At 59.2% G+C, this 24,983-nt stretch carries 23 protein-coding genes and 2 pseudogenes; 21 read left to right on the forward strand and 4 right to left on the reverse strand.

What is annotated here, in order from left to right; all coding sequences use genetic code 11:
• Positions 1 to 15: 15 nt before the first annotated feature.
• Together J3350_RS09005 and rmuC are read left to right on the forward strand one after the other, a co-directional pair.
• Complete coding sequence (locus J3350_RS09005; protein WP_207686374.1) at positions 16 to 1,497, forward strand: transglutaminase-like domain-containing protein; 1,482 nt, start codon at positions 16 to 18, stop codon at positions 1,495 to 1,497.
• Between the two features lie 60 nt (positions 1,498 to 1,557).
• On the forward strand, positions 1,558 to 2,913 hold the full coding sequence (gene rmuC, locus J3350_RS09010) for a DNA recombination protein RmuC (RefSeq protein WP_207686375.1): 1,356 nt from the start codon (positions 1,558 to 1,560) through the stop codon (positions 2,911 to 2,913).
• Between the two features lie 99 nt (positions 2,914 to 3,012).
• On the opposite strand, the gene J3350_RS09015 is transcribed toward rmuC, so the two are convergent.
• Both J3350_RS09015 and J3350_RS09020 read right to left on the reverse strand, forming a co-directional pair.
• Positions 3,013 to 3,216: a helix-turn-helix transcriptional regulator gene (locus J3350_RS09015; RefSeq protein WP_097793418.1), complete on the reverse strand. Its 204-nt coding sequence runs from the start codon at positions 3,214 to 3,216 to the stop codon at positions 3,013 to 3,015.
• Positions 3,217 to 3,218: 2 nt separating this feature from the next.
• The gene (locus tag J3350_RS09020) at positions 3,219 to 3,626 is read right to left on the reverse strand and encodes a hypothetical protein (RefSeq protein WP_207686376.1); all 408 of its coding nucleotides are present in this window, start codon (positions 3,624 to 3,626) and stop codon (positions 3,219 to 3,221) included.
• Between the two features lie 154 nt (positions 3,627 to 3,780).
• On the opposite strand from J3350_RS09020, the pseudogene J3350_RS09025 reads away from it, so the two are divergent.
• Together J3350_RS09025 and J3350_RS09030 are read left to right on the forward strand one after the other, a co-directional pair.
• Positions 3,781 to 4,056, forward strand: a pseudogene (locus J3350_RS09025) (RNHCP domain-containing protein); the annotation flags it as partial.
• A gap of 20 nt (positions 4,057 to 4,076) precedes the next feature.
• Positions 4,077 to 4,817: an N-acetyltransferase gene (locus tag J3350_RS09030; protein ID WP_207686377.1), complete on the forward strand. Its 741-nt coding sequence runs from the start codon at positions 4,077 to 4,079 to the stop codon at positions 4,815 to 4,817.
• Positions 4,818 to 4,964: 147 nt separating this feature from the next.
• Here J3350_RS09030 and J3350_RS09035 read toward each other — a convergent pair whose 3' ends face one another.
• Positions 4,965 to 6,515 (reverse strand): helix-turn-helix transcriptional regulator, encoded by a 1,551-nt coding sequence (locus tag J3350_RS09035; protein WP_207686378.1) that lies wholly within the window; start codon positions 6,513 to 6,515, stop codon positions 4,965 to 4,967.
• 32 nt (positions 6,516 to 6,547) lie between these two features.
• Positions 6,548 to 7,879, reverse strand: coding sequence for an ABC transporter substrate-binding protein (locus J3350_RS09040; RefSeq protein WP_207686379.1), 1,332 nt, complete (start codon positions 7,877 to 7,879; stop codon positions 6,548 to 6,550).
• A gap of 409 nt (positions 7,880 to 8,288) precedes the next feature.
• On the opposite strand from J3350_RS09040, the gene J3350_RS09045 reads away from it, so the two are divergent.
• The 17 genes and pseudogenes from J3350_RS09045 to J3350_RS09125 all read left to right on the forward strand — a co-directional run bounded on the left by J3350_RS09045 (position 8,289) and on the right by J3350_RS09125 (position 24,648).
• Positions 8,289 to 9,896, forward strand: coding sequence for an acid-shock protein (locus J3350_RS09045; RefSeq protein WP_207686380.1), 1,608 nt, complete (start codon positions 8,289 to 8,291; stop codon positions 9,894 to 9,896).
• A gap of 19 nt (positions 9,897 to 9,915) precedes the next feature.
• Positions 9,916 to 11,469: an acid-shock protein gene (locus tag J3350_RS09050; RefSeq protein ID WP_207686381.1), complete on the forward strand. Its 1,554-nt coding sequence runs from the start codon at positions 9,916 to 9,918 to the stop codon at positions 11,467 to 11,469.
• A 21-nt stretch (positions 11,470 to 11,490) separates the two neighbouring features.
• On the forward strand, positions 11,491 to 13,047 hold the full coding sequence (locus J3350_RS09055) for a hypothetical protein (protein ID WP_207686382.1): 1,557 nt from the start codon (positions 11,491 to 11,493) through the stop codon (positions 13,045 to 13,047).
• 70 nt (positions 13,048 to 13,117) lie between these two features.
• Entirely contained in the window at positions 13,118 to 14,473 is a 1,356-nt protein-coding gene (locus J3350_RS09060) for an SPFH domain-containing protein (RefSeq protein ID WP_207686383.1), read from the forward strand.
• Between the two features lie 34 nt (positions 14,474 to 14,507).
• Complete coding sequence (locus J3350_RS09065; protein WP_207686384.1) at positions 14,508 to 15,374, forward strand: DUF4428 domain-containing protein; 867 nt, start codon at positions 14,508 to 14,510, stop codon at positions 15,372 to 15,374.
• A 20-nt stretch (positions 15,375 to 15,394) separates the two neighbouring features.
• Positions 15,395 to 16,486 (forward strand): twin-arginine translocation signal domain-containing protein, encoded by a 1,092-nt coding sequence (locus tag J3350_RS09070; RefSeq protein ID WP_207686385.1) that lies wholly within the window; start codon positions 15,395 to 15,397, stop codon positions 16,484 to 16,486.
• 89 nt (positions 16,487 to 16,575) lie between these two features.
• Positions 16,576 to 17,667 carry a hypothetical protein gene (locus J3350_RS09075; protein WP_207686386.1) on the forward strand — a complete coding sequence of 364 codons (1,092 nt, stop codon included), beginning with the start codon at positions 16,576 to 16,578 and terminating at the stop codon, positions 17,665 to 17,667.
• A 14-nt stretch (positions 17,668 to 17,681) separates the two neighbouring features.
• Positions 17,682 to 18,530, forward strand: a complete 849-nt coding sequence (locus J3350_RS09080; RefSeq protein ID WP_207686387.1) for a TPM domain-containing protein — start codon at positions 17,682 to 17,684, stop codon at positions 18,528 to 18,530.
• 13 nt (positions 18,531 to 18,543) lie between these two features.
• Positions 18,544 to 18,975 (forward strand): hypothetical protein, encoded by a 432-nt coding sequence (locus tag J3350_RS09085; protein WP_242700217.1) that lies wholly within the window; start codon positions 18,544 to 18,546, stop codon positions 18,973 to 18,975.
• A 33-nt stretch (positions 18,976 to 19,008) separates the two neighbouring features.
• Complete coding sequence (locus J3350_RS09090; protein ID WP_207686389.1) at positions 19,009 to 19,554, forward strand: hypothetical protein; 546 nt, start codon at positions 19,009 to 19,011, stop codon at positions 19,552 to 19,554.
• Between the two features lie 15 nt (positions 19,555 to 19,569).
• Positions 19,570 to 20,202, forward strand: coding sequence for a gamma-glutamyltranspeptidase (locus tag J3350_RS09095; RefSeq protein ID WP_207686390.1), 633 nt, complete (start codon positions 19,570 to 19,572; stop codon positions 20,200 to 20,202).
• A gap of 48 nt (positions 20,203 to 20,250) precedes the next feature.
• On the forward strand, positions 20,251 to 21,324 hold the full coding sequence (locus tag J3350_RS09100) for a hypothetical protein (RefSeq protein ID WP_207686391.1): 1,074 nt from the start codon (positions 20,251 to 20,253) through the stop codon (positions 21,322 to 21,324).
• Between the two features lie 32 nt (positions 21,325 to 21,356).
• Positions 21,357 to 22,850: a bifunctional UDP-sugar hydrolase/5'-nucleotidase gene (locus J3350_RS09105; RefSeq protein ID WP_207686392.1), complete on the forward strand. Its 1,494-nt coding sequence runs from the start codon at positions 21,357 to 21,359 to the stop codon at positions 22,848 to 22,850.
• A gap of 104 nt (positions 22,851 to 22,954) precedes the next feature.
• Positions 22,955 to 23,062: pseudogene (locus J3350_RS14160) on the forward strand (transposon-transfer assisting family protein); the annotation flags it as partial.
• Between the two features lie 270 nt (positions 23,063 to 23,332).
• Entirely contained in the window at positions 23,333 to 23,680 is a 348-nt protein-coding gene (locus tag J3350_RS09115) for a DUF6054 family protein (RefSeq protein ID WP_097793435.1), read from the forward strand.
• Position 23,681: 1 nt separating this feature from the next.
• Complete coding sequence (locus tag J3350_RS09120) at positions 23,682 to 24,041, forward strand: DUF2500 domain-containing protein (protein WP_207686393.1); 360 nt, start codon at positions 23,682 to 23,684, stop codon at positions 24,039 to 24,041.
• 169 nt (positions 24,042 to 24,210) lie between these two features.
• Entirely contained in the window at positions 24,211 to 24,648 is a 438-nt protein-coding gene (locus J3350_RS09125; RefSeq protein ID WP_021404736.1) for a hypothetical protein, read from the forward strand.
• Positions 24,649 to 24,983 lie beyond the last annotated feature (335 nt).

The following is a 24,983-nucleotide window of genomic DNA, read 5'->3' on the forward strand; positions in this document are numbered from 1 at the left end:
AGGAAGCGTTGTAGGATGAAGAACTGGAACGAGACGTTCCGCAGCCTGAATGTGGGCCTGCCGGACGATGTGGAGCGGCTGAAGGCCGCCGGGTATTATCAGGAGGCCATCGAGCGGATCGACGCCTATCTGGCCGAGGACTGGACGGTGACCCAGAACAGCCCCCGCAGCCAGGGCGCGGAACCGGTGGGAGAGGAGCTGCCCCAGAACCCCACGCCCCACGGTGTGGAGGCCCTGCGGGACGCGATGCTGGCCCAGCGGGAGATGATGCGCCGCATCCCGGCAGAATACTGCTACACCGAGGACGAAGCCGTGGCCCGGATGCAGGGGCTGGTGCGGGACTTCACGCGCGAGGAGTTCCGGCTTCTCGTGAAGGAGGGCCGGGTGGACTGGCGGTTCGTGGAAGGGGGGAAGCACTACCTCGACCGCCTTGCCGAAACGCTGCTGGCGACCCATGCCGACCTCGCCGCCCGCCAGATCGACCCGCCTGCCCCCGGCACCTCGGCGCGGGAGCTCCGCAACCGCCAGCATGAGCAGATGGAGCGGGACGGCCAGGCAAGCGCCCGCATCACCCTGAAGACCAGCGTTGGCATGTCGGACGAAGCCTTTGCCGCCGCACTGGCCGAGGCGAAGGCGAAGGGGCGGAACCGTGTGCATGCCCGCGCCTGGCTGCCCACCCCGGCCGCCTGTCTTTCCCAGAGCGAGATCGAGCTGCTGGACTGCCCCGAGCCGCCTGCCCGCATCGCGGACGAGAACGCGCCCCAGCGGACGGCCTTCTGGGAGGCAGACCTCACCGAGAACCGCCGCTTTGGGGTGGAGTACCGCTACCGGACCACGGCCGTCTACACAGACCCGATGGACATCCGGCCGGATGCACAGCAGCCGACCTTTGACACCGGTGAGGAAGCGCCGCACATCGTCTTCACGCCCTATCTGCGGGCGCTGGCCCACCAGCTGACCGACGGCATCACCGACCCGGCGGAAAAGGCAAAACGCATCTACGATTACGTCACCCTGAACGTGCGCTACCACTATCAGCCCGCCTACTTCGTGCAGGAGTGCCTGCCCGACCAGTGCGCCCGGAACCGCCGGGGCGACTGCGGCATCATGGCGCTGACCTTCATCACCCTCTGCCGTCTGGTGGGTATCCCGGCCCAGTGGCAGAGCGGCCTGTCCGTCTCGCTCACAGGTGTGGGCTGCCACGACTGGGCCATGTTCTACATCGCGCCCAAGGGCTGGATGTATGCGGACTGCTCATTCGGCGCATCGATGGCGCGGCAGGGCGATGAAAAGATGCGCCGCCACTACTTCGGCAGTCTGGACACCGGGCGGATGGTGGCGAACCGCACCTTCGAGGCCCCCTTCGACCCGCCCATGACCGGCTTCCGCTCCGACCCCTACGACAACCAGTCCGGCGAATGCGAGGTGGACGGCGTGGGCCTGTACGGCGATGCCCTTGACACCCGCAAGGAACTTGTGAACTACGAATTACTGTAAAAAAACACCGGGCCCTGCCTTCTGCGGGACCCGGATTTTGATGATAGGAGAAAACCATTTATGGAATATCTGGCAGGACTTTACACCCTTCTGCTGGTCGTCATCTGCCTGGAACTGGCCGTGGTGCTCTGGCGCACCGGCAAAAAGCAGGGCGGTGCACCGGATCACGACGAGCTCAAGCGCTGGATGCAGCAACAGTTGGATGCGCAGGCTAAGGAGTTTGCGGCCAGGCAGTCGGCCCTCGCTGAGCAGAATCACACCGCCCTGCGCAGCGTCAGCGAGACGCTGCAGACTGCGGTGCAGAACATGAGCACGACGCTGGCACAGGGGCAGGACAGCCAGCAGCAGCTTCTGGAACACCGTCTGCGTTCGCTGGAAGCATCCAATACCCAGAAGCTGGAAGAGCTGCGCCGGAGCATGGCCGAGAGCATGACTGCCCTGCAGGCCGAGAACAACCGCAAACTGGATGAGATCCGCCACACCGTCGATGAACAGTTGCAGGATACCCTGCAAAAGCGGGTGAGCGAGAGCTTCAAGGCCGTCAACGAGCAGCTGGAACAGGTGTATAAGGGGCTGGGCGAGATGCAGAACCTTGCCGCCGACGTCGGCGGGCTGAAGCAGGTGCTCTCCGGCGTCAAGACCCGCGGCATCCTCGGCGAGATCCAGTTGGGGGCCATTCTGGAAGAGATCCTTGCCCCGGAACAGTACGAGACCAATGTGGCCACCATCCCCGGCAGCAGCCAGCGGGTGGAATATGCCGTCAAGATGCCGGGCGTGGACGGCAGCACGGTCTGGTTGCCCATCGACTCGAAATTCCCCGGCGACACCTACGCCCATTTGCAGGATGCACAGGCTTCCGGCGATGCGCAGGCGGTGGAGAATGCCCGCCACGCGCTGGAGCTGGTGTTGCGCAGCGAGGCAAAGGACATCCGCGAAAAGTACGTGGAACCGCCCTATACCACGACGTTTGGCATCCTGTTCCTGCCGTTTGAGGGCCTGTATGCCGAGGTGGTCAATGCCGGATTGCTGGAAGTGCTGCAGCGGGACTATCAGGTGAATGTGGCCGGCCCCAGCACCATGGCGGCCCTGCTGAACAGTTTGCAGATGGGCTTCAAGACGCTGGCTATCCAGAAGCGGTCGGGTGAGGTCTGGCAGCTGCTCGGTGCCGTGAAGACCGAGTTCGACAAGTTCGGGCAGGGGCTCTCCAAAATGCAGCAGCGCCTCCGCCAGACCGACGAAGAGCTTGACAACCTCATCGGGGTGCGCAGCCGCGCCATCAGCCGGAAACTGCGCAGCGTCCAGAGCCTCGACGAGGCCGCAGCGGCCACCCTGTTGGAGCTGGACGCCCCGCTCCGTCCGCTTTCCGGCGGGCAGCTCCCCCAGAGCGGGAGCCAGTGGAAGGACGGCGAACTCTGAGCTGGGCGAAAAAGCAGGAGGTGACGGAGAGGGGAAAGCCAGCCAGACGCTTAGACGCAGTGCCGGTTACGGCCCTGCCATAATCTGCACTGCGTCTTTTTAATCCTCTGTATACGCAAACAATTCTTCCACCGTGGTGTGAAAGACCTTTGCAATGTCCATCGCCAGTTTCAGGGATGGGTTGTACTTGCCTTTTTCAAGGTTGACAATGGTTTCCCGGCGTACCCCGACCAGCTCGGCCAGCTCCGCCTGCTTGAAATTGTCCCGCTCCCGGTATTCTTTCAGTTTTGTGACCAGTGCCATGCTCAGAGTCCTTTCTCGTCCATCAGCCAGAATGCAACCGTGCGCACGACTTCAATCAGGATCAGCGTCCCCATCAGGCAGTAGCCGATGACCTCGGTGGTAAGCACGAGCCGACCGATGGCACAGGCAAAGCCAATCCCAATCAGGGCGGCCCTGCAGACCTTCAGACAGATGCTGTCGCATCGGTGGAGATTGGCCTCGGCCATTTCGTCGGCAGCTTCCTGCTTATATTTCCGCACCCGGATAGCGCGGAATACAAAATACCAGAACGTGAAGCCACCCACAACGGTCTGAATCGTGGGATAAAAATCCTTCCAGTCGTTCCGTGCCCACATCCAGTAGTAGAGCGCGACCAGAACGGCAAAGATGATCTTACCAGCGACCAGTTCTTTCAACGTTACTTTTTTCATAGGAAAGTTCCTTTCTTGTGAATGAAGATAAAAACAGTAAAAAGCGAGGTGAGAAATTTCGCACACATTGTGTGATAAATATATCACATGGCATAGAGCATGTCAATAGAAAATGTGCGAAAAATATAACTTTTCCAGAACGCATGATGAACAGTCCAGCCTTCATGTGGACGAAGAACCCGGTGACCGCGCCTCCGACTGCGGCGGCATCATGGAGCCGGTGGCCGTCTGGGTGCGCAAGGGCGGCGAGTGGGCGATCATCCACCGCTGCAAACGCTGCGGAGAACTCAGCTCCAACCGGGTGGCGGCAGACGACAACCCCATGAAGCTCATGAGCATTGCCATGAAGCCGTTGTGCGCTCCGCCGTTCCCGCTGGACTATCTTGAAGAAATGACCGCCCTGATGGGCGGCGATGGACGGATGCGATAAGCCGCAGGAGGAACTGCAAGATGAACTATATCAGAGTTACCAAGGAAAACATCGACAAGGAACACATCTGTTGTGCTATGTCCGGCCAACAGAGCCTTGCCAAGAAGGAATGGCTTAAGCAGCGATTTGAGGAGGGGCTTGTTTTCTACCGCAGCGCAGAGCGCGGCAAGTGCTTTATCGAGTACATCCCGGCAGAAAACGCATGGGTGCCCATTGATGCGGCAGGCTGGCTTTATATCAACTGCCTGTGGGTCTCCGGTTCCCTGAAAGGGCACGGCTATTCCAGCGAACTGCTGGAAAAATGCCTTCGGGATGCCAAGGCACAGGGCAAAAACGGCGTTTGCATTCTGTGTGCCGAGGGGCGCAAACGGGAGTTTCTTGCTGACCCAAAGTTTTTGACCCATAAGGGCTTCAAGGTTTCGGACATCTCCGATTGCGGAATCAATCTCATGTACCTGCCCCTTGCAGAGAGTGCCCAGCCGCCAAAATTCAAAGACTGTGCCAAGCATCCCAAGGTGGAGGAAAATGGCTTTGTCCTCTACTATACCGACCAGTGCCCCTACACCTATTATTGGGTGCCAAAGGTACAGGAGGCTGCAAAGGAACATGGAATTCCGTTCAAAGCCATCCACATCACCGAGAAAGAGACGGCACAGAATGTGCCTGCACCGGTCACAACATACGCATTGTTCCGGGATGGGAAGTTTGTGACCCAGAGCATCCAGTCGGACAAGAAATTCTTGAAATTGGCGGCAGAATAGCAGAATAATTGAATCAAACCAGACGCCAGACGCAGTGCAGCCCATAGAATTGGGGTGCGCTGCGTTTTTATTCGTTGGGGCTATTTTGCAATAGCCCCTTCATTTTTGCTTGTTTCCGGTGAAAGCTGTGGCGCGGGAACGTTCCATTCAGCGGGCCTTCTTGGGGCCGCTGTCGTCCGGGGCTGCATCCCTGCCGGAATTCAAAATTGCTGCGAACTGCTGCAGCTGCTTGAGGGAACTGACCCCCAGCTTTTCGTAGATGTTCTTGTTGTGGAAGCGCAGGGTGCTGTCCTTGATGTCCAGCTGCTCCACGATCTCCCTGGAGCGCAGCCCGGCGGCGTAGCCGTCAAAGATGCGGCGTTCGGTCTTGGTCAGGCTGGGAATGCCCGCCACGAAGGTCTGGAAGGCATCGGGCACCGACTCGTTGCGGCACACGTCCGCCAGCCGGGACAGCTCAGTCTGCATCTGCTGGCGCTCCATCTGCAGCTCGTCCATCCGCCGCCGGGACTCCCGCCGGTCTTCCTCAAGCTGCCGGAACGCAGGCGAAAGGATGTGCCGGTGGAAGTAGATACAGCAGAATACCACAAAAAAGGTAATGAACAGGCCGATCAGCAGCATTTGCAGATCGCCGGACAAGACCAGACGCTGGTAGTCTGCCATGGGGATGCAGACAGCCAGCCGGTAGGACTGTTTCTCGTTCAGGCGGCAGATCTCCGTGATGCCCGCATAGGCGCCGTCGGCACCGATCAACTGGGTCAGCCCACCGCCCATGCTGCGCAGCACCAGTGTATCCCGGAGGGCATGGTAGTAGCCATCGGTGGTGCCGCTGCTGAGAGCGGCTCCGGCGCTCAGCTCGCTGCCCGCCGGGGCAAGAAGGCAGCTCAGACGATCAAAGCCTGTGGGCTGGGCAAAGTTCTGCTTGAAGTAGCTCTCACTGATCTCAAAGCCGCACAGCCCGTACATTGTGCCGTCCTGTCCCCGCAGAGGCAACACGAACAGCTGCACCTCCTCTGAGGTGCCGGGAATGCTGAACCGCTCGGTCAGCGTATAAGACTGGTACAGCGGGGTGTCGCTGGGGGTCATCCAACGGTCGTAGTCCGGGAACTGGTCGGTCTGGAACTCCATGCGCCATTTGCGGTGGGGCATCACGCTGTGAGTCTTGCCCACCTCCGCACTGCCCCGGTAGAGCAGCAGGGGCACAGTGGGGGTGTCGGCCCCGCTTTTCTGCACATACAGCCCGGCGCGGGAATGCCCGGCACCCTCCATGCGGGTGTTGACGGTGGCATCCAGCAGCACAAAGGCTCCGGAACAGCTGCTCTGGCGCAGCGTGCGGCAGAGCGGCTCGATCATTTCCTCTTCCAGCGCGTTCAGCACTTCGGGGGAATCGTTCAGCTGGTCAAAGGTCATCTCCCGGCTGGCAAGCTGCCTGTCTACAAGGCTGCCCATATCTTCGGAAAGGTTCACGCCCATGATCGCCAGCTGGTCAAAATAGCGTTCCATATCGTTCTGGAACACCGAAAACTGGATCTCCATGCTGCGGGTGATGTCCTTTTTGGTGTTATGCAGACTGGCAAACAGGAACAGCGCCGCACCAAAGGTCAGCACCAGCAGCACCACCAGAAGCAGGCAGGGCCACAGCAGCCGGGAGCTCATGGAACTCTGGCGGATCTTCTCACGTTGCCGGGCAAAAAAGTGCATCAAAGTCCCTCCTTTCCGGCTAAGCGGCAGACTCAGGCATTGTCACACAGCAGCTGCCATGTCTCCTCGGTCAGAGCCTCCAGCGTTTCGCCATTGGCCAGACGCCGGGGGTAGTCCTTCTGGCGCTGGCGCAGACTGTCGTAGAAGGTTTTCGTCTTGGCATGGTATCCCACGATACCCGGCTCGGACACCGGGGTATTCTGGATGCGCATCTCGTTGTAAACATCGTACAGCCGCTGATAGCTCGGCTGCTCGAACGGATAGTCCGCAATGGCATCAAAGGCATCACGAGACACCGGCATATACCCGGTATCGGCGGCAAATTCCAGATTGCGCTGCTGTTCCGTGAGCCAGCGCAGGAACACCGCAGCGGCTTCGGCCTTCTGGTCGGTGGTCTTGAAGGCGCACAGGCCCACACCGGCCTGCGGCATCAGGGGCGTGGCGGTGCCGGCGGCGTGGGGCAGGGGAGCCAGCATCAGGTCGGTGGGCTCGGTGGTGTTGTCCGGGTAGGTGACGACATCGTTGTAATAGAGGATGGCCGCAGAGCTGCCAAGGCCAGCCAGCGTCTCGCCGGTCATCACCTGCGTGTTAGAGTACAGGTCCGACACCAGAATATCGCCCTGCACCAGGGCCTTGGCAAACTCCATCCACGAAGCACGAAAGGCCTTGTTGGTCAGGTCGTACCAGCTACCCTTGTACAGCTCTCCGCCGCCCTGTTCCAGCGCGTTCAGCTCCACCAGACGTAGCGGATAGTCCAGCGCGCAGAAAGGCTTGCCCTGCGACCACTGCCGGTAGGAATCCGCCATGGTAAAAAAGCCGTCCCATGTGGCAAGGGTGGAAAGCCGCGCCCCGGTGTCCGCCGCAAACCGGGCGTACTGGGAGCCATTCAAAAAGATGAGCTGGGTGGATTTGGACACCGGGAACACCACCTGCCGCCCGTCGATGATGCCGTCCTGCACAAAGCCGGGCACATAGGCCGCCATGTCCTCGGCGGTGAACCAGTCGTTCCAGTCCACAAGGGTCTCGATGCCCAGCGCACTGGCATCTGAAGCGTGGGCCGAGAACAGGTCCGGCAGGTCCAGCGCACCGGGCTTGTCGGCCTTGGCATCCTGCAGCTGACTGCCAATGGCGGCGCTGTTGGTCATGTTGGTCACGTTGAGCAGGATGCCCTTCTCCTTTCCCACCGTATCGTTGAACTCGGTGAGCAGACGGTTCATGGGCGAATCTGCCTGCTCGCCATACACATGCCAGATGCTGAGCATGGTGGGGTCCTTGGCAGAGAGCAGGGTCTTGCTGCCGCCGCAGCCCGCAAGGACCAGACCGGGGAGAACTGCCGCAAGCTTCAAAAATGTCCTTCGTTCCATGTTCGTGATTCCTTTCCACACATTGCAGCCAGAGGGGGAAAACCAGCACAAGAAGGGCCGCAGTTTCCCGTTTTGGCGGAAAACCGCCCCGAAATCCCCCCAATTTTTGGCTTTTTGGGGGGATTCCTTACGGGGAAGGCCCAAAATCCCCAAAATTTATTTTTGAAATGCCCCCCAAAAACGACTATTCTAGGGGGGCATTTTTTTCTTGAGTATGATACAGTACAGACAGAAGATTTCCCATGCTGGGTGCGGGGTGCCCGTTGTTATGCACAAGGCATCTCAACAAGTGCCAACAGATTCTATCTATAAGGATAGCACAAGATGAGACAGACCGCAAGTGCAGAGAACGCCCCAGAGCCCGAAGCCCCACCCTCAAAAACAGAGGGAGCAAAGAAAGGAGCATCCTATGAAGGAGACAAAACACCGCAGTACCCGGTGGGCCCTTGGCGCATGGGCGCTGGTGCTGGCTGCGGCCCTGCTGCTGGCAGGGTGCGGCGGCGCAGCGGCCCCCGCGGCCCCCGCAGGCTCCGGCGCCGCTGCCGACCAAAGCTCCGACAGCAGCCGAAGCACCCCCGTCGCGGTGGTGCAGGCCGCCCAGACAGACCGCATCACCGACCAGTTCGCGCTGGAAAAGAACGTTTCGGGCGTGTGGGGGGAGGACGCGGTGCAGTACATTTCCGTCCATGTGCCGCAGCTGGAATGCGGCAGCTCGGATGCTGTAAGCCTGAACAAGGAGCTTGCCGCCATTTATGCGGCGGATTTCCGGGAATATGAGGCCTACGAGGAGGCCGGGCAGCCGGGCGGCGAGTACCCGCAGATCGGTGTAGGCTGGGATGCCTACTGGTACGGCGACTGCGTCAGTCTGGTGGTGCGCAGCCGCTATGACGGCACCGCCCCGTGGCGTTACAGCGGCTGGTGCTTCGATTTTGCCAGCGGCCGGCAGCTCACCTTGGCCGAGATGCTGCAGCGGATGGGTCTGGACCCGGACACCGTGCAGCAGCAGGTGCAGCGGCAGGCCATGCAGGCCTTTGACCGGGAGATGGCGCAGGGCGCGTATTACGAGAGCCTGCGTCTCGGCGGAGAGTTGTCGCAAATGCGGATGGACACGCTGGAATACAATGAACTGGAAAACCTTTGCCTGCTTTTGCCGGAGCAAAATCAGCTGGTGCTCCGGGGCAGATACAGCGCCGCGTCCGAAGAGAGATGGCAGCAGCTGGATATGGAGATCCCGCTGCAGACCGCTGCCCAGCCGCAGGCGCAGCCGGTGCTGACTGACACCTTCGACGGCGTGCAGGTGCAGCTGAATGGAACGCAGGCCACCATCACCGTGAGCCCTGCACCAAAAACCGCTACTTGGGACACGGAACTCAACCTCCGGCTGGAACAGGCGCACACCTACCCGATCCTTGGCTCTTACAATGAATATGTGGACGTGTGCATCGGTCAGCAGACCGACTCGGTCTTCCACCCGGTGGTCTATCTGCTGACCAAAGACGGCGTGGTGGAGTATGTAGATGTGCTGCGCTGCCTTCTGTTCGGAAACGCCATGATCTGTCAGGACCCCATCTACATTGCCAACAACGGCGTGTCGCTGGAACGCAGCGGCAATAGCAAGGTGAACCTGCGCCGGAAGGATGGCTCTGTACTGAAGCTGGCCGACCTGTTGTCAGAGTGGAGCACGCAGGATATCCCTTATTCCATCGCCGGCTCCTACAACTACACCGACGAAAACGGCTGGAGCTGGATGGATCTGACCAGCGACGGCAGCGTTCAGCTGGGCGTGCAGGACAACAGCCGCATCGATCAGGGCGATGCCGCGTATCTGGGCGTGGTGCCCGAGGGCATGGTGCTGGGCATCTCTGCCAACGAGACCGAAGCCGGGCAGTCGTCCATCGAGTTTGTGGCGGCGTTCAAGATAGACATGTACAACAACCTGACCCTGACCATGATCGCCGGGCAAAACCCCTTTGCCGAGGGGGAGACCCAGCTGCAAATGACCTACAGCTGCGGCTGAGAAAACAAGGAGAACGACCATGAAACACAAACGCCTTACCGCGCTGGTGCTGGCTGCCGCGCTGGTGCTGGCCGGGTGTGGCGGCACAAAAAGCAGCTCCGGCTCCGCTGCCGCCAGCCAAAGCACCGGCAGCAGCCAGAATGCCCCGGCGCTTGCAACCCAAAAGGAACGTATCACGGAGCAGTTCACGCTGGAAAAGACCATCCGGCAGTACGAATGGGACAGCGCACAGAAGCTGACCATCCATGTGCCGCAGCTTGTGTGCGACAGCCCGGACGCCGCTTATCTCAACGATGAGCTTGCCGCCAGGTATGCGGCGGAATATCGGGATTATGAAAGCTATCCGCAGGCTGAGGTGTCGCAGGACGAATGGTGCTCGCAGACTTACATCGACTGGGACGCCTACTGGTACGGCGACTGCGTAAGCCTTGTGGTGAGCAGCTACTACGGCGGTACCGACCCCATCTATTCTCAGGGCTGGTGCTTCGATTTTGCCACCGGAAAGCTGGTCTTCGTGACGGAAATGCTGCAGCGCATGGGGCTGGACCCGGACGAGGCGCAGCTTGCGGTATACCGCGCTGCCATACAGACTTTTGACCGCAACATGGTGCAGCAGGAATATTACGATTCCCTGCGGGAAAGCGGCATGCTCTCCGGGATGCGCGCCGACACCCTGCGGGACAACGGGCTGGAAAACCTGACCGTTCTGCTGGAAAACGAAAATACCGTCACCCTTGTTGGCGGATACCACACCACCGCCGGCAGCGGCTGGCGTCCGCTGAAGGTGGAACTTCCGCTGACCCCCGCCGCCCCTGCCAAAACGCCGGTACTTACCGATACCTACGGCAGCGTTTCGGTGTTGCTGGACGGCGACACCCGCACCGTTACCATCAAACGCACCCCTGAGACCATCGCATGGGCAGAGGATTATGATATCCGTCTGGACGGCGATGTCACCCTGCCCATCCGCAACGCCTATCATAATTATGTAGATGTGTGCATCGGCGAGCTGGGCGCGTCCTTCCACCCCGTGGTCTACCTGCTTACCGAGGATGGCTTTGTGGAGTATGTGGATGTGCTGCGCTGCCTGCTGTATGGCCAGAGCCTGTTCTGTGCCGACCCCATCTATATTGCCAACAACGGCATCGCGCTGGCGCTGCGGGACGCCGAGGTCAGCCTGCTGTGTGCAGACGGTACGGAAACAGAGCTTGCCCCGCTGACCGCTGAGTGGAACAGCCCGCAGACGGTAGATTCCACCGGCAGCTTCAGCCTTGGGGAAGGGGAGGACTGGTGCTGGCTGGACCTGAATTCAGGCGGCGGCTGCCAGCTGGCCACCCACAACAACCGCTATTTCTATCAGGGTGCTGTCACCTATCTGGGCGCTACCCCGGACGGCACCGCGCTGGGCTTCTCTCTTATCCGCGACACCGAAAACGGCCCGGAATGGGTTGCGTTCAGCGCTGCATTGAAGCTTGATTATCGCATTGATTGCCTGATCCTTACCCCCCTGAGCGGGCAGAACCCCTTGACGAACGAAACGGTCCCGCTGGTGCTGACCCACAGCTACGGCTGATAAACGAGCAGGAGGTGCAAGATGAAACACCTGGCACTGTGCGGCGCACTGGCGGCTTTGCTGGCGGCGCTGCTGGCAGGCTGCGGGGCAAGGGCCGCGGCCTCTGCCCGCCCGGCTGGCAGCCGGGAGCTGAAATCGACCCCGCCGGATGCCATGCACGTCACCGCGGCGATCACCGAGCAGTACACCCTTGAAAAGGTGGTGCAGGCGGAAAACGGCGGCAAGGTCCGACTGAACATCCACCTGCCCCGGCTGGAAAGCGACAGCGCCGACGCCGCCCGCATCAACGCCGAGATTACCCGCTCCTACGAATACGATGTGCTGGACTATGCGGACAGCCCGGCGGCGGCCGACCCGGCCGTGTGGGATTTCAGCATTGAAATGAACTGGGAAGCAAGCTGGTATGACGATTGTGTCAGCCTTGTGGTCAGCAGCAGCTACGGAGGTACCGGCGCCCCCTTCTACGACGGCTGGTGCTTCGATTTTGCCAGCGGAAACCAGCTGACCGTCACCCAGATGCTGCAGCGCATGGGGGCAGACCCCGTTGCGCTGGAAGAGGCGCTTTACCGCGACGTGAAGCGCCGGGATGAGCTGGACCGTCAAGCCGCCATCGAGAGAGGACTGCTGCCCACCGGCAGCCTGAAAGAGGGAAACACCGCATGGTGGACTTCGCTGGACGAGCTGCCTTTTTCGCTGGACGGCAAGGGGAACATTTCCTTTGTAGTCAGCCGGTTCAGCGCCGCCCAGGAGGAATATGTAGACGACAAAGTGACTCTTCCTCTGGACGCGCAGCCGCTGCCACCGGACTGGGAGTGGCAGGTGCTGGCCGAGTGGATGGCAGTCACGGCGGTGACGCAGGGTGAAAGCTATGCCCCCGCCGACCGCAACGAAAGCTGCACCCTGCGGCTGGAACAGACCGAGATCACCGGCACGGTGACCGTCTCCTTCATCCGGGAAACATACGTCAGCCCGCAGATCCAGTCCGCTGCCGAGACCCGCACCGGAGAGCTGAATGCCGGCGCTGTGACCGGCTGGGACGGGAAAAAAAGTCAGGGCTGGAACCTGACATGCCTCAGCGAGGACGGCAGAAGCCGCTGGACCATCTCCAGGATGGAGGACGGCTCGCTGCGAATGCAGTCCATCGGCCTGAAAAAGGGCAGTGAGGTCTGGTACGTTTTTCAACGCACCGAGGCATGGGACGACATCGGCTTCACCGCCATCCCCCGCAGGCTGTGGGGCACTTACCGCGCCGGAGACGAGTCTGCAAAGGGGATCCGCTGGATGACCTTCCTGCCGGACGGCAGCTGCTGTATGAGCGTGGAATGGGACGGGTGGAGCGGCATTCTGACCGGCACCGCAGAGGGAACGCAGGGCCGCACCGAGGACGGCACCGAGCTGCATTTTACATTGACCGATCAGAACGGCAAGCCGTGCGAGTTCTGGGCCATTCTGCTGAACGATGACGGCAGCCCCAGCGGCTGCAGCCTGAAATACCGCGCCGGAGAAGTGCTGTTTGACCGGGACACGCGTCCCATTTACTGGAAAAACGACTCCCCGGATCTAACCCTTGTACCGTGACCGAAACCGAACGCAATGCGATGACAAAGCGTTGTCGCTTACAACAAACAAATAACAGGAGGAAATTACTATGGGTCTTATCAAAGCAGGTATGGGCGCACTGGGCGGAACCCTTGCAGACCAGTGGAAGGAATTTTTCTACTGCGATTCTCTGGACAAAGATGTGCTGATGGTCAAGGGCCAGAAGCGCACCTCCCGCCGCAGCTCCAACAACGGCGAGGACAACATCATCACCAACGGCAGCGGCATCGCCGTGGCAGACGGACAGTGCATGCTCATCGTGGAGCAGGGCCGCGTGGTGGAGGTGTGCGCTGAGCCGGGCGAGTTCACCTTCGATGCTTCTACCGAGCCAAGCGTTTTTACCGGCAACTTCGGTGACAGTCTGGCGGAAACCTTCCTGACCGTGGCCAAGCGCTTTACTTACGGCGGCGACACCGGCAAGGACCAGCGCGTGTACTACATCAACACCAAAGAGCTGGGCGAGATCCTGTACGGCACTGCCACCCCCATCCCCTTCCGGGTGGTGGTCAGCGAGGAGCGGGGCTACAAGCTCTCGGTGAACCTGCGGTGCAACGGCAGCTTCACCTGCCGCATCTGCGACCCGCTGCTGTTCTACACCAACGTGTGCAGCAACGTCTCCACCCAGTATGACGCATCCGAGATCGCACCCCGGCTGAAGAGCGAGCTGATGAACGCCCTGCAGCCTGCCCTTGCCACCCTTTCGGCAAACAAGGTGCAGTATTACGAGATTCCCGCCCACACGCTGGAGATCTCCGAGGCGCTCAACGAGCAGCTGTCCAGCGTCTGGCGCAAAAAGCGCGGCATTGAAGTGTTCTCCTTCAACATCAACTCCCTGTCCATCCCGGAGGAGCAGCAGAAGAAGATCACCGAGTGGGAAGAGAACGCCATGACCACCGATCCCACCACCGCTGCCGCCCGTCTGGTGGGTGGTCAGATCGACGCCATGAAGACCGCCGCCGGCAACACCGCCGGTGCCATGACCGGCTTTATGGGCATGGGCATGGCAGCCGGTGCAGGCGGTATGGGCGGCATGAGCGCCCAGAACCTGTTCGCTATGGGCCAGCAGGCCCGTCCGGACAGCGTGGACGCGCCCCAGCAGGTCAGCCGTCCCGCACCCGCCCCGGCGGACAGCTGGCAGTGCAGCTGCGGCGCCACCGTTACCGGCAAATTCTGCCCGGAATGCGGCAGCAAAAAGCCGGAGCCGAAGCCCGCTGCGGACAGCTGGACCTGCAGCTGCGGTGCCACCGTCACCGGCAAGTTCTGCCGGGAGGGCGGCAACCCCAAGCCCGCCGGTACGCCCAAGTATCAGTGCGACAAGTGCGGCTGGGAGCCGGAAGACCCTGCTCACCCGCCCAAGTTCTGCCCAGAGTGCGGCGACCCCTTTGACGAGAGCGACCAGACCTGACCTGACAAATACAGAGCAATGAAAGGAGCATACCATGATGGGATTCTTTTCCAACCTGTTCGCAAAACAGAACTGTGCCGTCTGCGGCAAGGAGTGCGGCACCCTGCACCGCTCCAAGCTCCGGGACGGACAGTTCCTCTGCGACGACTGTGGCAACAAGTGCTCCAAATACATCCGGCTCAGTGAGCTGACGTTGGACGAGGCCAAGGAGCACATGGAGTACATGGCTCGGATGAAGTGGGTATTCGACGAGGTGTTCAACAAGACCGAGTTCCGGGTCAACGCATACCCCTCCACCCCGACGCAAATGGGGCTGGTGTTCTGCGATGAGCTTGGAATGCTGTACATCGACGACCGCACCGGCGGACGGGGCAAGATGCCGGAGCTGATCCGCTACGACCAGATCGCCAGCTATGAGGAGTATCTGGACGAGACTCCCGCCAAGGAGCCTGGTCAGGAACCCACCCTCAACGGCGGCGGTCTGAAGCTGAAGCTGGTGCAGCCACGCAGCATCACCGAGGCCCAGACCCAGCGGGGCATGCGCCCCCACCCCTACATCAAGCAGGAGCTGGTCATCTGCTTCAGCAAGCGGGACCGGCGGGAGATCGGCTATGCCCACATCGCACGGCAGCATCTGGACCACATCTTCGGGGTCCACGATAATGAGACCAGCATGTTCGGCTTCCGGATGTCCAAGGCCGAGGAACGGGAGCTGAAGGGCCAGATGGGCATGATTGGTGCCATGGGTGCCGTGGCATCCGCCGCCATGAAGGGCGGGCAGCTCTCTGAGCAGGAAAAGGCCCGCTTTGTGGAGAACATCAATCTGGCAAACGACGCCCAGACCGGCGGCATGGCAGTGTACAGCCGCCGTGCCGACGAAGCTTTTGCAAAGGTGCAGTGACCCCAAAAGGAGGAACGGATATGAGAAAGATCCAGCGCAGAGATTTCCTCAAGGCCATGGGCCTTGCCACCGCCGCCATCGGGCTGACCGCCTGCGGCGGCTCCGGTGCCGCCAGCGCATCCAGCGTTTCCAGCGCACCGGCTTCCAGCAGCAGTGCCCCGTCCGCTTCGGCACAACCGGAAGCAGCAGAGGACAAAGCCGCCCCTGCAGGGGTCCCTGTGACCCAGTTCCAGACCGGGGAACTGACCATCGGCGAATACACCTTCAAGGCACAGTACATTCCCTTTGACATCCGCCGCGAGGTATGCGGTGCCTATCATCTGATCCACGCGGACAGCTACCGGGGCAATTACTTCTTCAGTTTCTACAACGAGGACGATGAAAAGCAGTCTGCCAAAATCTTCGAGTATGCCATCAAGGACGACCGGCTGACCCCGGTGGAAGAGTACAACATTGACGGCAGCAACGCCCTCAGCATCGACCGCAATGGCATCCTGTACGCCATGGACAACTTTGATGTCTACTGCTACGATCTGAACAGCAGCGACCCGGAGGAGCCCAGCGACGCACTGGACTACTCGGGCAGCTGCTATTCCTCCAAGGACCGGGATCTGACCGTGATCTACTGGACCAACTCCGCGCCGGTGCTGGTGCAGGACGGCGAGTACACCGAGCTGACGCTGGAGGGCGATAACGAGATCGGCCCCTTCTGCAGCATGCCCTCCCTGAACCTCAGCGGGGACGAGCTGCTGACGGTGGGCGAGCTGGACTCCAGCGGCGACTACTACTTTGCTGCCTTTGATCTGGACGGCAATGAGCTGGCCCGCAGCTCGCAGCCGGTGGGCAGCTTTGACGCCGTGATGATGAAGCGCCCCAACGGCTATCTGCTGGATACGGGCTATGTGTGGGAGCTGTACGGGCCGGACGGCACTTTTTTGGAAAAGTCCCTTCCCGTGGGTGAGCGCGAGACCCTGTGCCAGCTGTGCGGCGACTTCTGCACCTTTGATGTTTTCCTGCCGCTGGAAGAAAACGCTTTCCTGGCAGTGGGCCACCACGGCAAAGCCACCGAGCCGGACGAGCCGGTGGTGTTCCGCATCACTACGGATTTCTGAGCCGACCGCTTCGGCGGGAAGACCAACGCAAAAACAGCGGGGCCGGGGAAGAGCCCCCGGCCCCCTTTGGAACAACAGGAGGAAACGCTATGGCAGGAATGCTGGAATACAAGTGCCCCTGCTGCGATGGCGCCATCCAGTTTGACAGCGCCACCCAGAAGATGAAATGCCCCTACTGCGACACCGAGTTCGACGTGGATACGCTCAAGGGCTACGACGAGGAGCTGAAGGACGAAAAGCCCAGCGAGATGGAGTGGGCCACCCCCGGCGGCAGCTGGGCAGAAGGGGAGACCGCCGGTCTGCACACTTACAGCTGCAAGAGCTGCGGCGGCGAGATCGTGGGCGACGACACCATGGCCGCGTCCGCCTGCCCGTTCTGCGGCAACCCCATCGTCCTCACCGGACAGTTTGCCGGAACGCTGCGGCCCGACCTTATCATCCCCTTCAAACTGGACAAAAAGGCCGCCAAGGACAAATTGCAGGAACACCTTAAGGGCAAGATCCTGCTGCCCAGGGTGTTCCGCAGCCAGAACCACATCGACGAGATCAAGGGCGTGTATGTGCCCTTCTGGCTCTTCGACAGCGACGCCGACGCTCAGCTGCGGTTCACCGCCACCCGGACCCGCAGCTGGTCGGACAACAAGTACGACTACACCGAGACCAACTACTACTCCGTCCGGCGGGACGGCACCCTCGGCTTTGATGCGGTGCCGGTGGACGGCTCGTCCAAGATCGAGGACGACCTGATGGAATCCATCGAGCCCTTTGCCATGCAGGATGCCATCCCCTTCCAGACCGCCTATCTGGCAGGCTATGTGGCAGACAAATACGATGTGAGCGCCGAGGACAGCATCGAGCGGGCCAACAAGCGCATCCGCCGCTCCACTGAGGAGACGTTCCAGCAGACCGTCACCGGCTACGACTCGGTCAAGGTGGAAAACAGCAGCATCCAGCTGCACGGCGGCAAGGCAAAGTACGCCCTGTTCCCGGTCTGGCTGCTGAGCACCAGCTGGCGGGGCGAGAACTACCTGTTTGCCATGAACGGGCAGAGCGGCAAATTTGTGGGCGACCTGCCTGTAGACAAAGGCGCGGCCCGCAAGTGGATGCTGGGCCTTACGGCTGCTCTTTCCGCCGCATCCTACGGCGTGATGTGGCTGCTGTGGCTGGCACGGATCCTGTAAAGGAGGGACGAACGATGAAAAAGACTTCCAACCGACTGCACTCCCTCTTTGCGGCGCTGGCAGCACTGGTCCTTGCGGCGGCGCTGGCTGTTCCGGCCTTTGCGGTGGAGGGCGGCTTTGCCGACCTGTACTACCGCATGAACGACAGCGCAAACGTCCTGACCGAGGACGAGGACAACGAGCTGGAGGACGCACTGGAAGAGCTGAGCCTGCGCCAGAGCTTTGATGTTGTCATTGCCACCATCGAGTCGCTGGAAAGCGTGGACTACGACAGCATGGAGGCCTATGCTGATGATCTCTATGATTACTGCCAGTTCGGCTACGGCTCCGATATGGACGGCGTGCTTCTGCTGGTGAGCGTGGGCGACCGCAAGTGGCACATCTCCACCTGCGGCTACGGCATCACCGCCTTTACGGATGCCGGCATCCAGTATCTTGGTGAGCAGATGACCCCCGACATGGCAGACGGCGATTACGCCGCCGCATTCCGCACCTTTGTCCAGTGGTCGGACGCCTACATCGACGCTGCCCGGTCGGGCCACCCCTATGACGTTAAGAACCTGCCCAGAGAGCCGCTGTCTCTCATGTACCTGTTCCTTGCGCTGGGCATCGGCCTTGTGCTGGCATGGGTCGTCGTCAGCGTAATGAAAAGCCAGCTGCGCAGCGTGGCGTTCCAGGAGAATGCCGCCAGTTATGTGCGGGAGGACAGCATGAATCTGACCAACAGCCGGGAGCTGTTCCTGTACCGGGATGTACACCGCACCGAGCGTGTGGAGGAAAAGGATTCCGACAGCTCCGGCGGCAGTTCCACCCACACCTCCTCCAGCGGCACCACCCACGGCGGCGGAGGCGGTTCGTTCTGAAAGGAGCATGTTTATGAACCCTTATCTTTCGGAAAAAGCCCGCGGCGAAGTCCCCCGTGTCCTCAAATGGCTGCGGAACGCGGGGCTTGCCTTCTGCGTGTTCTGCTCTGTCGGCGGGCTGTATACCCTCTGCCTGGACCTGCAGGCCAAGGACACCTCCCACGTTGTCGGGTATGTGTTCTGGATCGTGGTAGGCGCAGTGCCCCTTGTTCTGTTCGCACGCAACGAAAAACGCCGCTACCACGCAAGGACCATCGCCCGCCGGGTGGAGAGCCACTCCGGGCCGGAGGTGCCCCTGCGGTGGCTGTGCAACAGCGTTGGTATGGACACAAAGGACCTTGCATGGTATTTTGAAAACGGTTATTTTGTAAACCTCAGTCTGGATCTGAACCAGAAGATCGTCCGCAGGCGGACTGTACCCCGCCATGACCCGAACCGGGGCTGAACCCTCACAGCTGAAACAGAAAGGAGTATTTTCATGGGACTTTTTGATAAGATGAAGCAGGCCGTCTCCACCGCCGGTGGAAACCAGACCGTCACCTTTACCTTTCAAGCTCTACCGGAAAGCCTTGCCCAGATGCAGGCACTGCCGGAGGCCAGTCTGGACACCCCCTTTAAGACCGCAGCCCTCACCGTCTGCGCACTGTGCGCCTACGGTGCCGACAAAAACATCGGGCTGGAGATGCTCAACTGGCTGCGGGGCCCCCGCCCGCTGAACGGGCAGGAGAGCTCCTTTTTGAACGACCGCTTCCGGGACGGCAAGAGCTACATTCCCTTCTCCTACTTTGTGGGTGCATCGCCGGAAAACGGCTATACCCCCCGCCAGCCCTTCACGCTTCTGGTGGGCAGTGACCACACCTCCAACACCGAGGAGGGCTACTGCAAACTGTTCATCCCCTGCGGCGGTGCCGACGACCCCCGCCCCATCAAGCTGCGCCGCAAGGGCAGCGGGCAGTGGTTTTTGTGGGAGCAGTACCTGATGACCGCCATCCGCGTCCCGACATCGGCCGACCCGTGGGCATAAAACAAAGGAGCTGACATGAAAGCCATGAAAACTTTTGCAGCACTGCTTGCACTGGCTTTCAGTCTGGCAGGGTGCGGTGCGGTGGACGGAAGCCCCGTCCGCCCTGCTCCCGGCAGCGCCGGGCAGGGCAGCAGCACAGCGGCTTCCGGTGCCGATTCCGCTGAGCCGGAGCAGCTTGCCGCAATGCGGCAGTTGGCCGGGGAAAACGGAGACCTTGCTGGGGTACTCTATCTGGGCAGCGTTCCGGAGCGCACCACCGATGTGCATGCCGTGCTGGACAGCTTACCGGAACAGCCGTGGCAGTTCGTTGCGGACATTCCGGCAGACCGCTGGGTCACAGCGCCGGGCGGCGGGCGCGAGCTGTACTGCATCTTTGCCGTGCGCAGGGAGGATACGCTTTTTGTCTATGAAAAACAAGACCCCGCGTATCCCGCGCAGCTGGGGAAAGAACTTTACGGCAGGCAGGGTGGCCAGCCCATTCTGCTGCTGTGTAACGGCAGCAGGGAGGACACCATGGTAACGGTCTATTGCAGCACCGGACGCCCGCTGGACTGGAACCCGCAGCTTTCCGGCAGTACCGGGCAGCCGGTACTGCCGGAGGGTGTGGCAGACTTTTCTGCCGGTGTGGAACCCGCTGCTGACCATTGACTACGATAACAGCGCTCCCGACCCCATGGGTGCGAGAAAGGAGAACTTATGAAACGACTGAAACTTCTGGCGGCGCTGCTGGCGCTGACCATTGGCCTTGCAGGCTGCGGCGGGTCGTCCAAGGGCGGCAGCACCCCCAGCTCCAAGCCCGAAAAAATGCTGGACGGAGACAACATGATCGCATCGCCCTCCGCCAAACAGGAGTACACCGAGCCGGAGGACGTGACCTACATGCGCCTTCTGGCAGGGGAGGACGAATACAGCGCCTGCGTGCTGTATCTGGGCGGCTCCTACGAGATCACCACCGATGTGCAGCAGGTGCTGGACAGCCAGACCGACCTGCGGGAGCTGTGGGGCTTTGTCTACGACATCCCGGAGGACCACTACGTTGTATCCCCGGATGGCGGGTGCGATTTGTACTGTATCTTCCCGCAGGACCCGCAGGCCACCCTTTTCGTCTATGAGGTCAGCCTGACAGACGATGCCGAAAACCCGCTCCAGCGCGGCAAACAGCTCTATTACAGTGAGGACGGTCAGCCCATCCTGCTGCTGTGCAACATCAGCGATATCGCCCCCAACACCGAGGTGGAGCTGTACCCCAGCACCGGCGAAGAGCTGGAGTTCAGCCCCTCTCTTTCCGGCGAGAACGGCCATGTGGTGCAGGCAGACGGCGTGTGCGATTTCACCATCTACCCGGATGGGGACGACTGGGAGACCGACACCAGCCCGTGGTCGCTGGAGGGCAACTGGCTGGAGACCGGCCGCGACACCGACGAGGGCTATTTTGACACGGACCCCGCAGACGCCGACCGGATGTGCTTTTTGCCCACCGATGCCGACACCGAAGGCAGCCAGCTGCCCTTCACCGCCAGCTACATCACCCCCTATCCGGAGCTGAACGTGGAGGAAGCCGACCTGTTCTATCAGGAGGGCACCCCGGAGGTACCCTTCCAGACCAATCAGGAGTGGTACGCTACCTTTACCGGGGAGGACGGCTCCCGCTACGCCGTCACCCTGGAGGACGAGGACACCCTTGCCCTGAAGTTCTATATGGACGGCGAAGAGAGCTACCTGAGCCTTGTCAATACGGTCTACTTTGTGCGGCAGGAGGCCATGGGCTGACCGCCGCCGACCCACACCGGGAGGAATGCACCATGAAACACACCAAAAAGATCACCATCCTCCACTCCAACGACCTGCACGGGGATTTTCTGGCAGAGCAGGTGGACGAAAAACTGGTGGGCGGCGTTTCCATGCTGTCCGGCTACATCGAAAAGGTGAGGGCAGAGGAGCCCAACACCATCTACGCCATTGCAGGTGATATGTTCCGGGGCTCGGTCATTGATTCCGAATACAAGGGGCTTTCCACCATCGAGATCATGAACGCCCTTGCCCCGGACGTGGTCACCATCGGCAACCACGAGGTGGACTACGGCATCGCACACCTGCTGTTCATCGAAAAATGTGCCCGGTTCCCCATCATCAACGCAAACCTTTATATCAAAAACACCCCCACCCGGCTGTTTACTCCCTACAAGATCCTGCGCATGGACGGCATGAACATCCTGTTCATCGGCATCATCACCCAGGACGTGATCAACCAGACCAAGTCCGAATCTCTGGTGGGGTCATTTGTGGACACCGCCGCCGCTGCCGCCGAGGTGGGCAAGATCTGCAACGCCCACAACAGCATCGACATTGATTTTACCGTGCTGCTGACTCACATCGGCTTTGAGGAGGACCGCCAGCTGGCCCGCCAGCTGGACCCGGCGTGGGGAGTGGACCTGATCATCGGTGGACACAGCCACACTCTGATGGAGTACGCCATTGAGGAAAACGGCGTCATCATTGCGCAGGCAGGCACCGGTACGGATCAGATCGGGCGCTTTGACATCATTGTGGACACGGACAACAACTGCATTGATTCCTACACATGGCACACCGTGCCCATCTGCGCCGAGACCTGCCCCCGCAACCACGCCATGGAAGAGGTGCTGCATCACTTCATCAGCCGCGTGGACGAGAAATACAGCCATATCGTAGGGCGTTTCCGCCGGGAACTCACCCATCCGGAGCGCACGCAGGAGACAGAACTTGGCAACCTGTTTGCCGATATCTTTACCCGCAGCCTTGGCATTGACGTCATGCTCATCGGTTCCGGCAGCATCCGGGCGCAAAAGCTTGGCCCCATCGTCACCTACGGCGACCTCATCGAGGGCTTCCCCTACGATGACGGCGTGTTCATGTTCAAGGTGACAGGCCAGCAGCTGCGCCAGATGCTCCACTACATGCTGCGGGAGGAGGCCTACACCGGCCACACCGAGTTCTACCAGCTGCCCTCCACATTGCGCCTGCGCTACGACCGACGCAAGGGCGATTTTGATTACCTTACCTACTGCGGCAAGGAGGTGGGCAAGGAGATCAGCGACGACGCTCTGTTCACCGTGGGCTTGCAGAACTACCACTTCAAAAACATCGAAAGCTTTTTCAACATCTCCTACGACACCCTTTGCAAGCTCCAGAAGCCCCGCAGCGTGGCAACCTCCTGTCAGGATATCCTGATGGAGTATTTCCGGGAACACGAGATGCTGGACGCGGCAGTGGACGGCAGAATGACCATTCTGCCCTCTACCGCGCAGACCGGCTGAAACCCTTTACCGCACAGTAAAAACAACGCAAAAAGCGAGGAGCGACCTGCGAGGCAACGATTCTCAAAACGAACACGCCTTGTCAGTGCCATTTTGACGCTGGCTACCTGATGCCGGACGAAACTGCCCTGCGGGAGTTGTCGGAAGGTGTTATCGAGAAGCTGAAACTGCTGACCGATGCCGAGTTTGCCGAACTGGAATTTCCACTGGACTGCTCTTTGCGGCCTGCGGGCGGCGTACATAAAGTATTTTGTTCTTCCAAAAGATATGCTATAATCAAATTATAGCAGTTTGCGTTTTTAATGCACAAGCAACATCCGCAAACTGCATATCGCAAAGATGCCGTTTTGATTGGCACTATTTTTGAAAATTGCGATAGACAAAATTCCTCTCTTCAAGCGATTTCTCCGCAATTTTCCTATGGCTCTGCTCGTATCAAAAATAAGGGACTGAATTTTAATTGTCAAAACGGAGGAACCATTATGGCAATCTTTGAAAAGACCATCCGAAACAAGAATTTTGACAAACTGCTTCGGAAGCTGGAACAAGAAATCCCGGACAGCAGTTGGTCGGCAGATTTAGAGGCAGGCAGTGATTTCAAAGAGGGCGATGCCCGGTGCAGTGTCCGTGTATTTGAACGGTACAGCATGATGGGCGGCAACCGCCTGAGTCTGACACTGACCATGTTCCAGAATGCGGACAGTCCGATCCGGCTGTCTGCCATCACCGCAGGAGGCAGTCAAGCGGTGTTCTTCAAGGTGAATACCCTCGGAGAAGAATCTTTTCTGGACGATGTAAAGGACCTGCTGGAAGAAATTTTGGAGGAATAAGATGTTTTATGCTGGAATTGATCTGCTGTTCAGCATCCTGTTTCCAATCCTGTTCCTTGTGGCTTTGTGCATGATCCTATATACCATCATCGGAAATATCAGCACATGGAACAAAAACAACCATTCGCCGCGGCTGACTGTTCCGGCAACGGTGGTGGCAAAGCACACGGAAGTTTCTCGCCACCATACAGACAATACGATGGCGCATACGTTCACGACCTATTATGTGACCTTTCAGGTAGAGAGCGGCGACCGCATGGAGCTTACCGTAAGTGGTTCGGACTACGGAATGCTTGTGGAGGGCGACATTGGAAAGCTGAGTTTTCAGGGCACCCGCTATCTTGGGTTTGAGCGAAGCTAATTGCAGCACAATATAAGATGCCTAAAAAGCTATTGAAATTTCAGAATATGTTATTTCGCAAAAAAGCAGATGTAATCAACTTGTGCAACACGATGTCTGAATTGGATTTCAGCGATTCGTTATGTACTGAACTCGACAACTCGGAATTTGATAAGGAGCGAAAAGAAAAATGTGTGAAGAATGTTACTCTGATGAAAATAGAATAACACCATTACTAAATCCCTTGGACTGCTTAGAAAACCACACTCAATATATTTGTGGAACTTGTGGACGTTGCATTTGTATTGAACATGACCCAAACAGAGGATTACAAAGATGGAATTTTCCTTTTAAGTCATTGGAAATTGCAAAACTTTATTTACGAACAGCCGATTATACAACGAAAAGTTCATGTGGTATTTATGAGATAGAGAACAGTAAAGGCAGAGTATCTTATAAAATATTCGCCGGGAATGAGGATTTACATCTATTCTTGAAAAAGAATAAAGACAAGAAATGCAAACAAATGACACCTGTGTTTAATGTTGGAGAGTATAAAGAATATTCACATACAGAAGTACGAAAATTGACTTCTGATGAAATAAAACAATATATGAGTGAACGTTAAATTCCAGTTTGTCGATGGTTGTCAACTGGGATAGTGTCATAAACTATCGCTCTAAAAAATCATAACCCGCAAAAAAGTGGTCTTGATAGCCGGAAGAAAAGCAGACCTTTGAACATCTGCTGGAGATGGCAGAAAAGTTTGCCGCAAAACACGAATAAAATACCTTAGATTCCATAAGCGAGTGACCTGAAAAGGCCGCTCGCTTTTTTGTTTACAACGAGATTGAAGGGAGGAATGCTACCCCAACGCCAAAAAGTGACCAAGGCAGAATAAATCCCATATTTCCCCTTGCGCTTTTGCTGGAAAACAGGTATAATATACTCTGGATAAAAGGG

Source organism: Faecalibacterium sp. Marseille-Q3530, from assembly GCF_017377625.1.
GTDB classification, from domain to species: domain Bacteria; phylum Bacillota; class Clostridia; order Oscillospirales; family Ruminococcaceae; genus Faecalibacterium; species Faecalibacterium prausnitzii_E.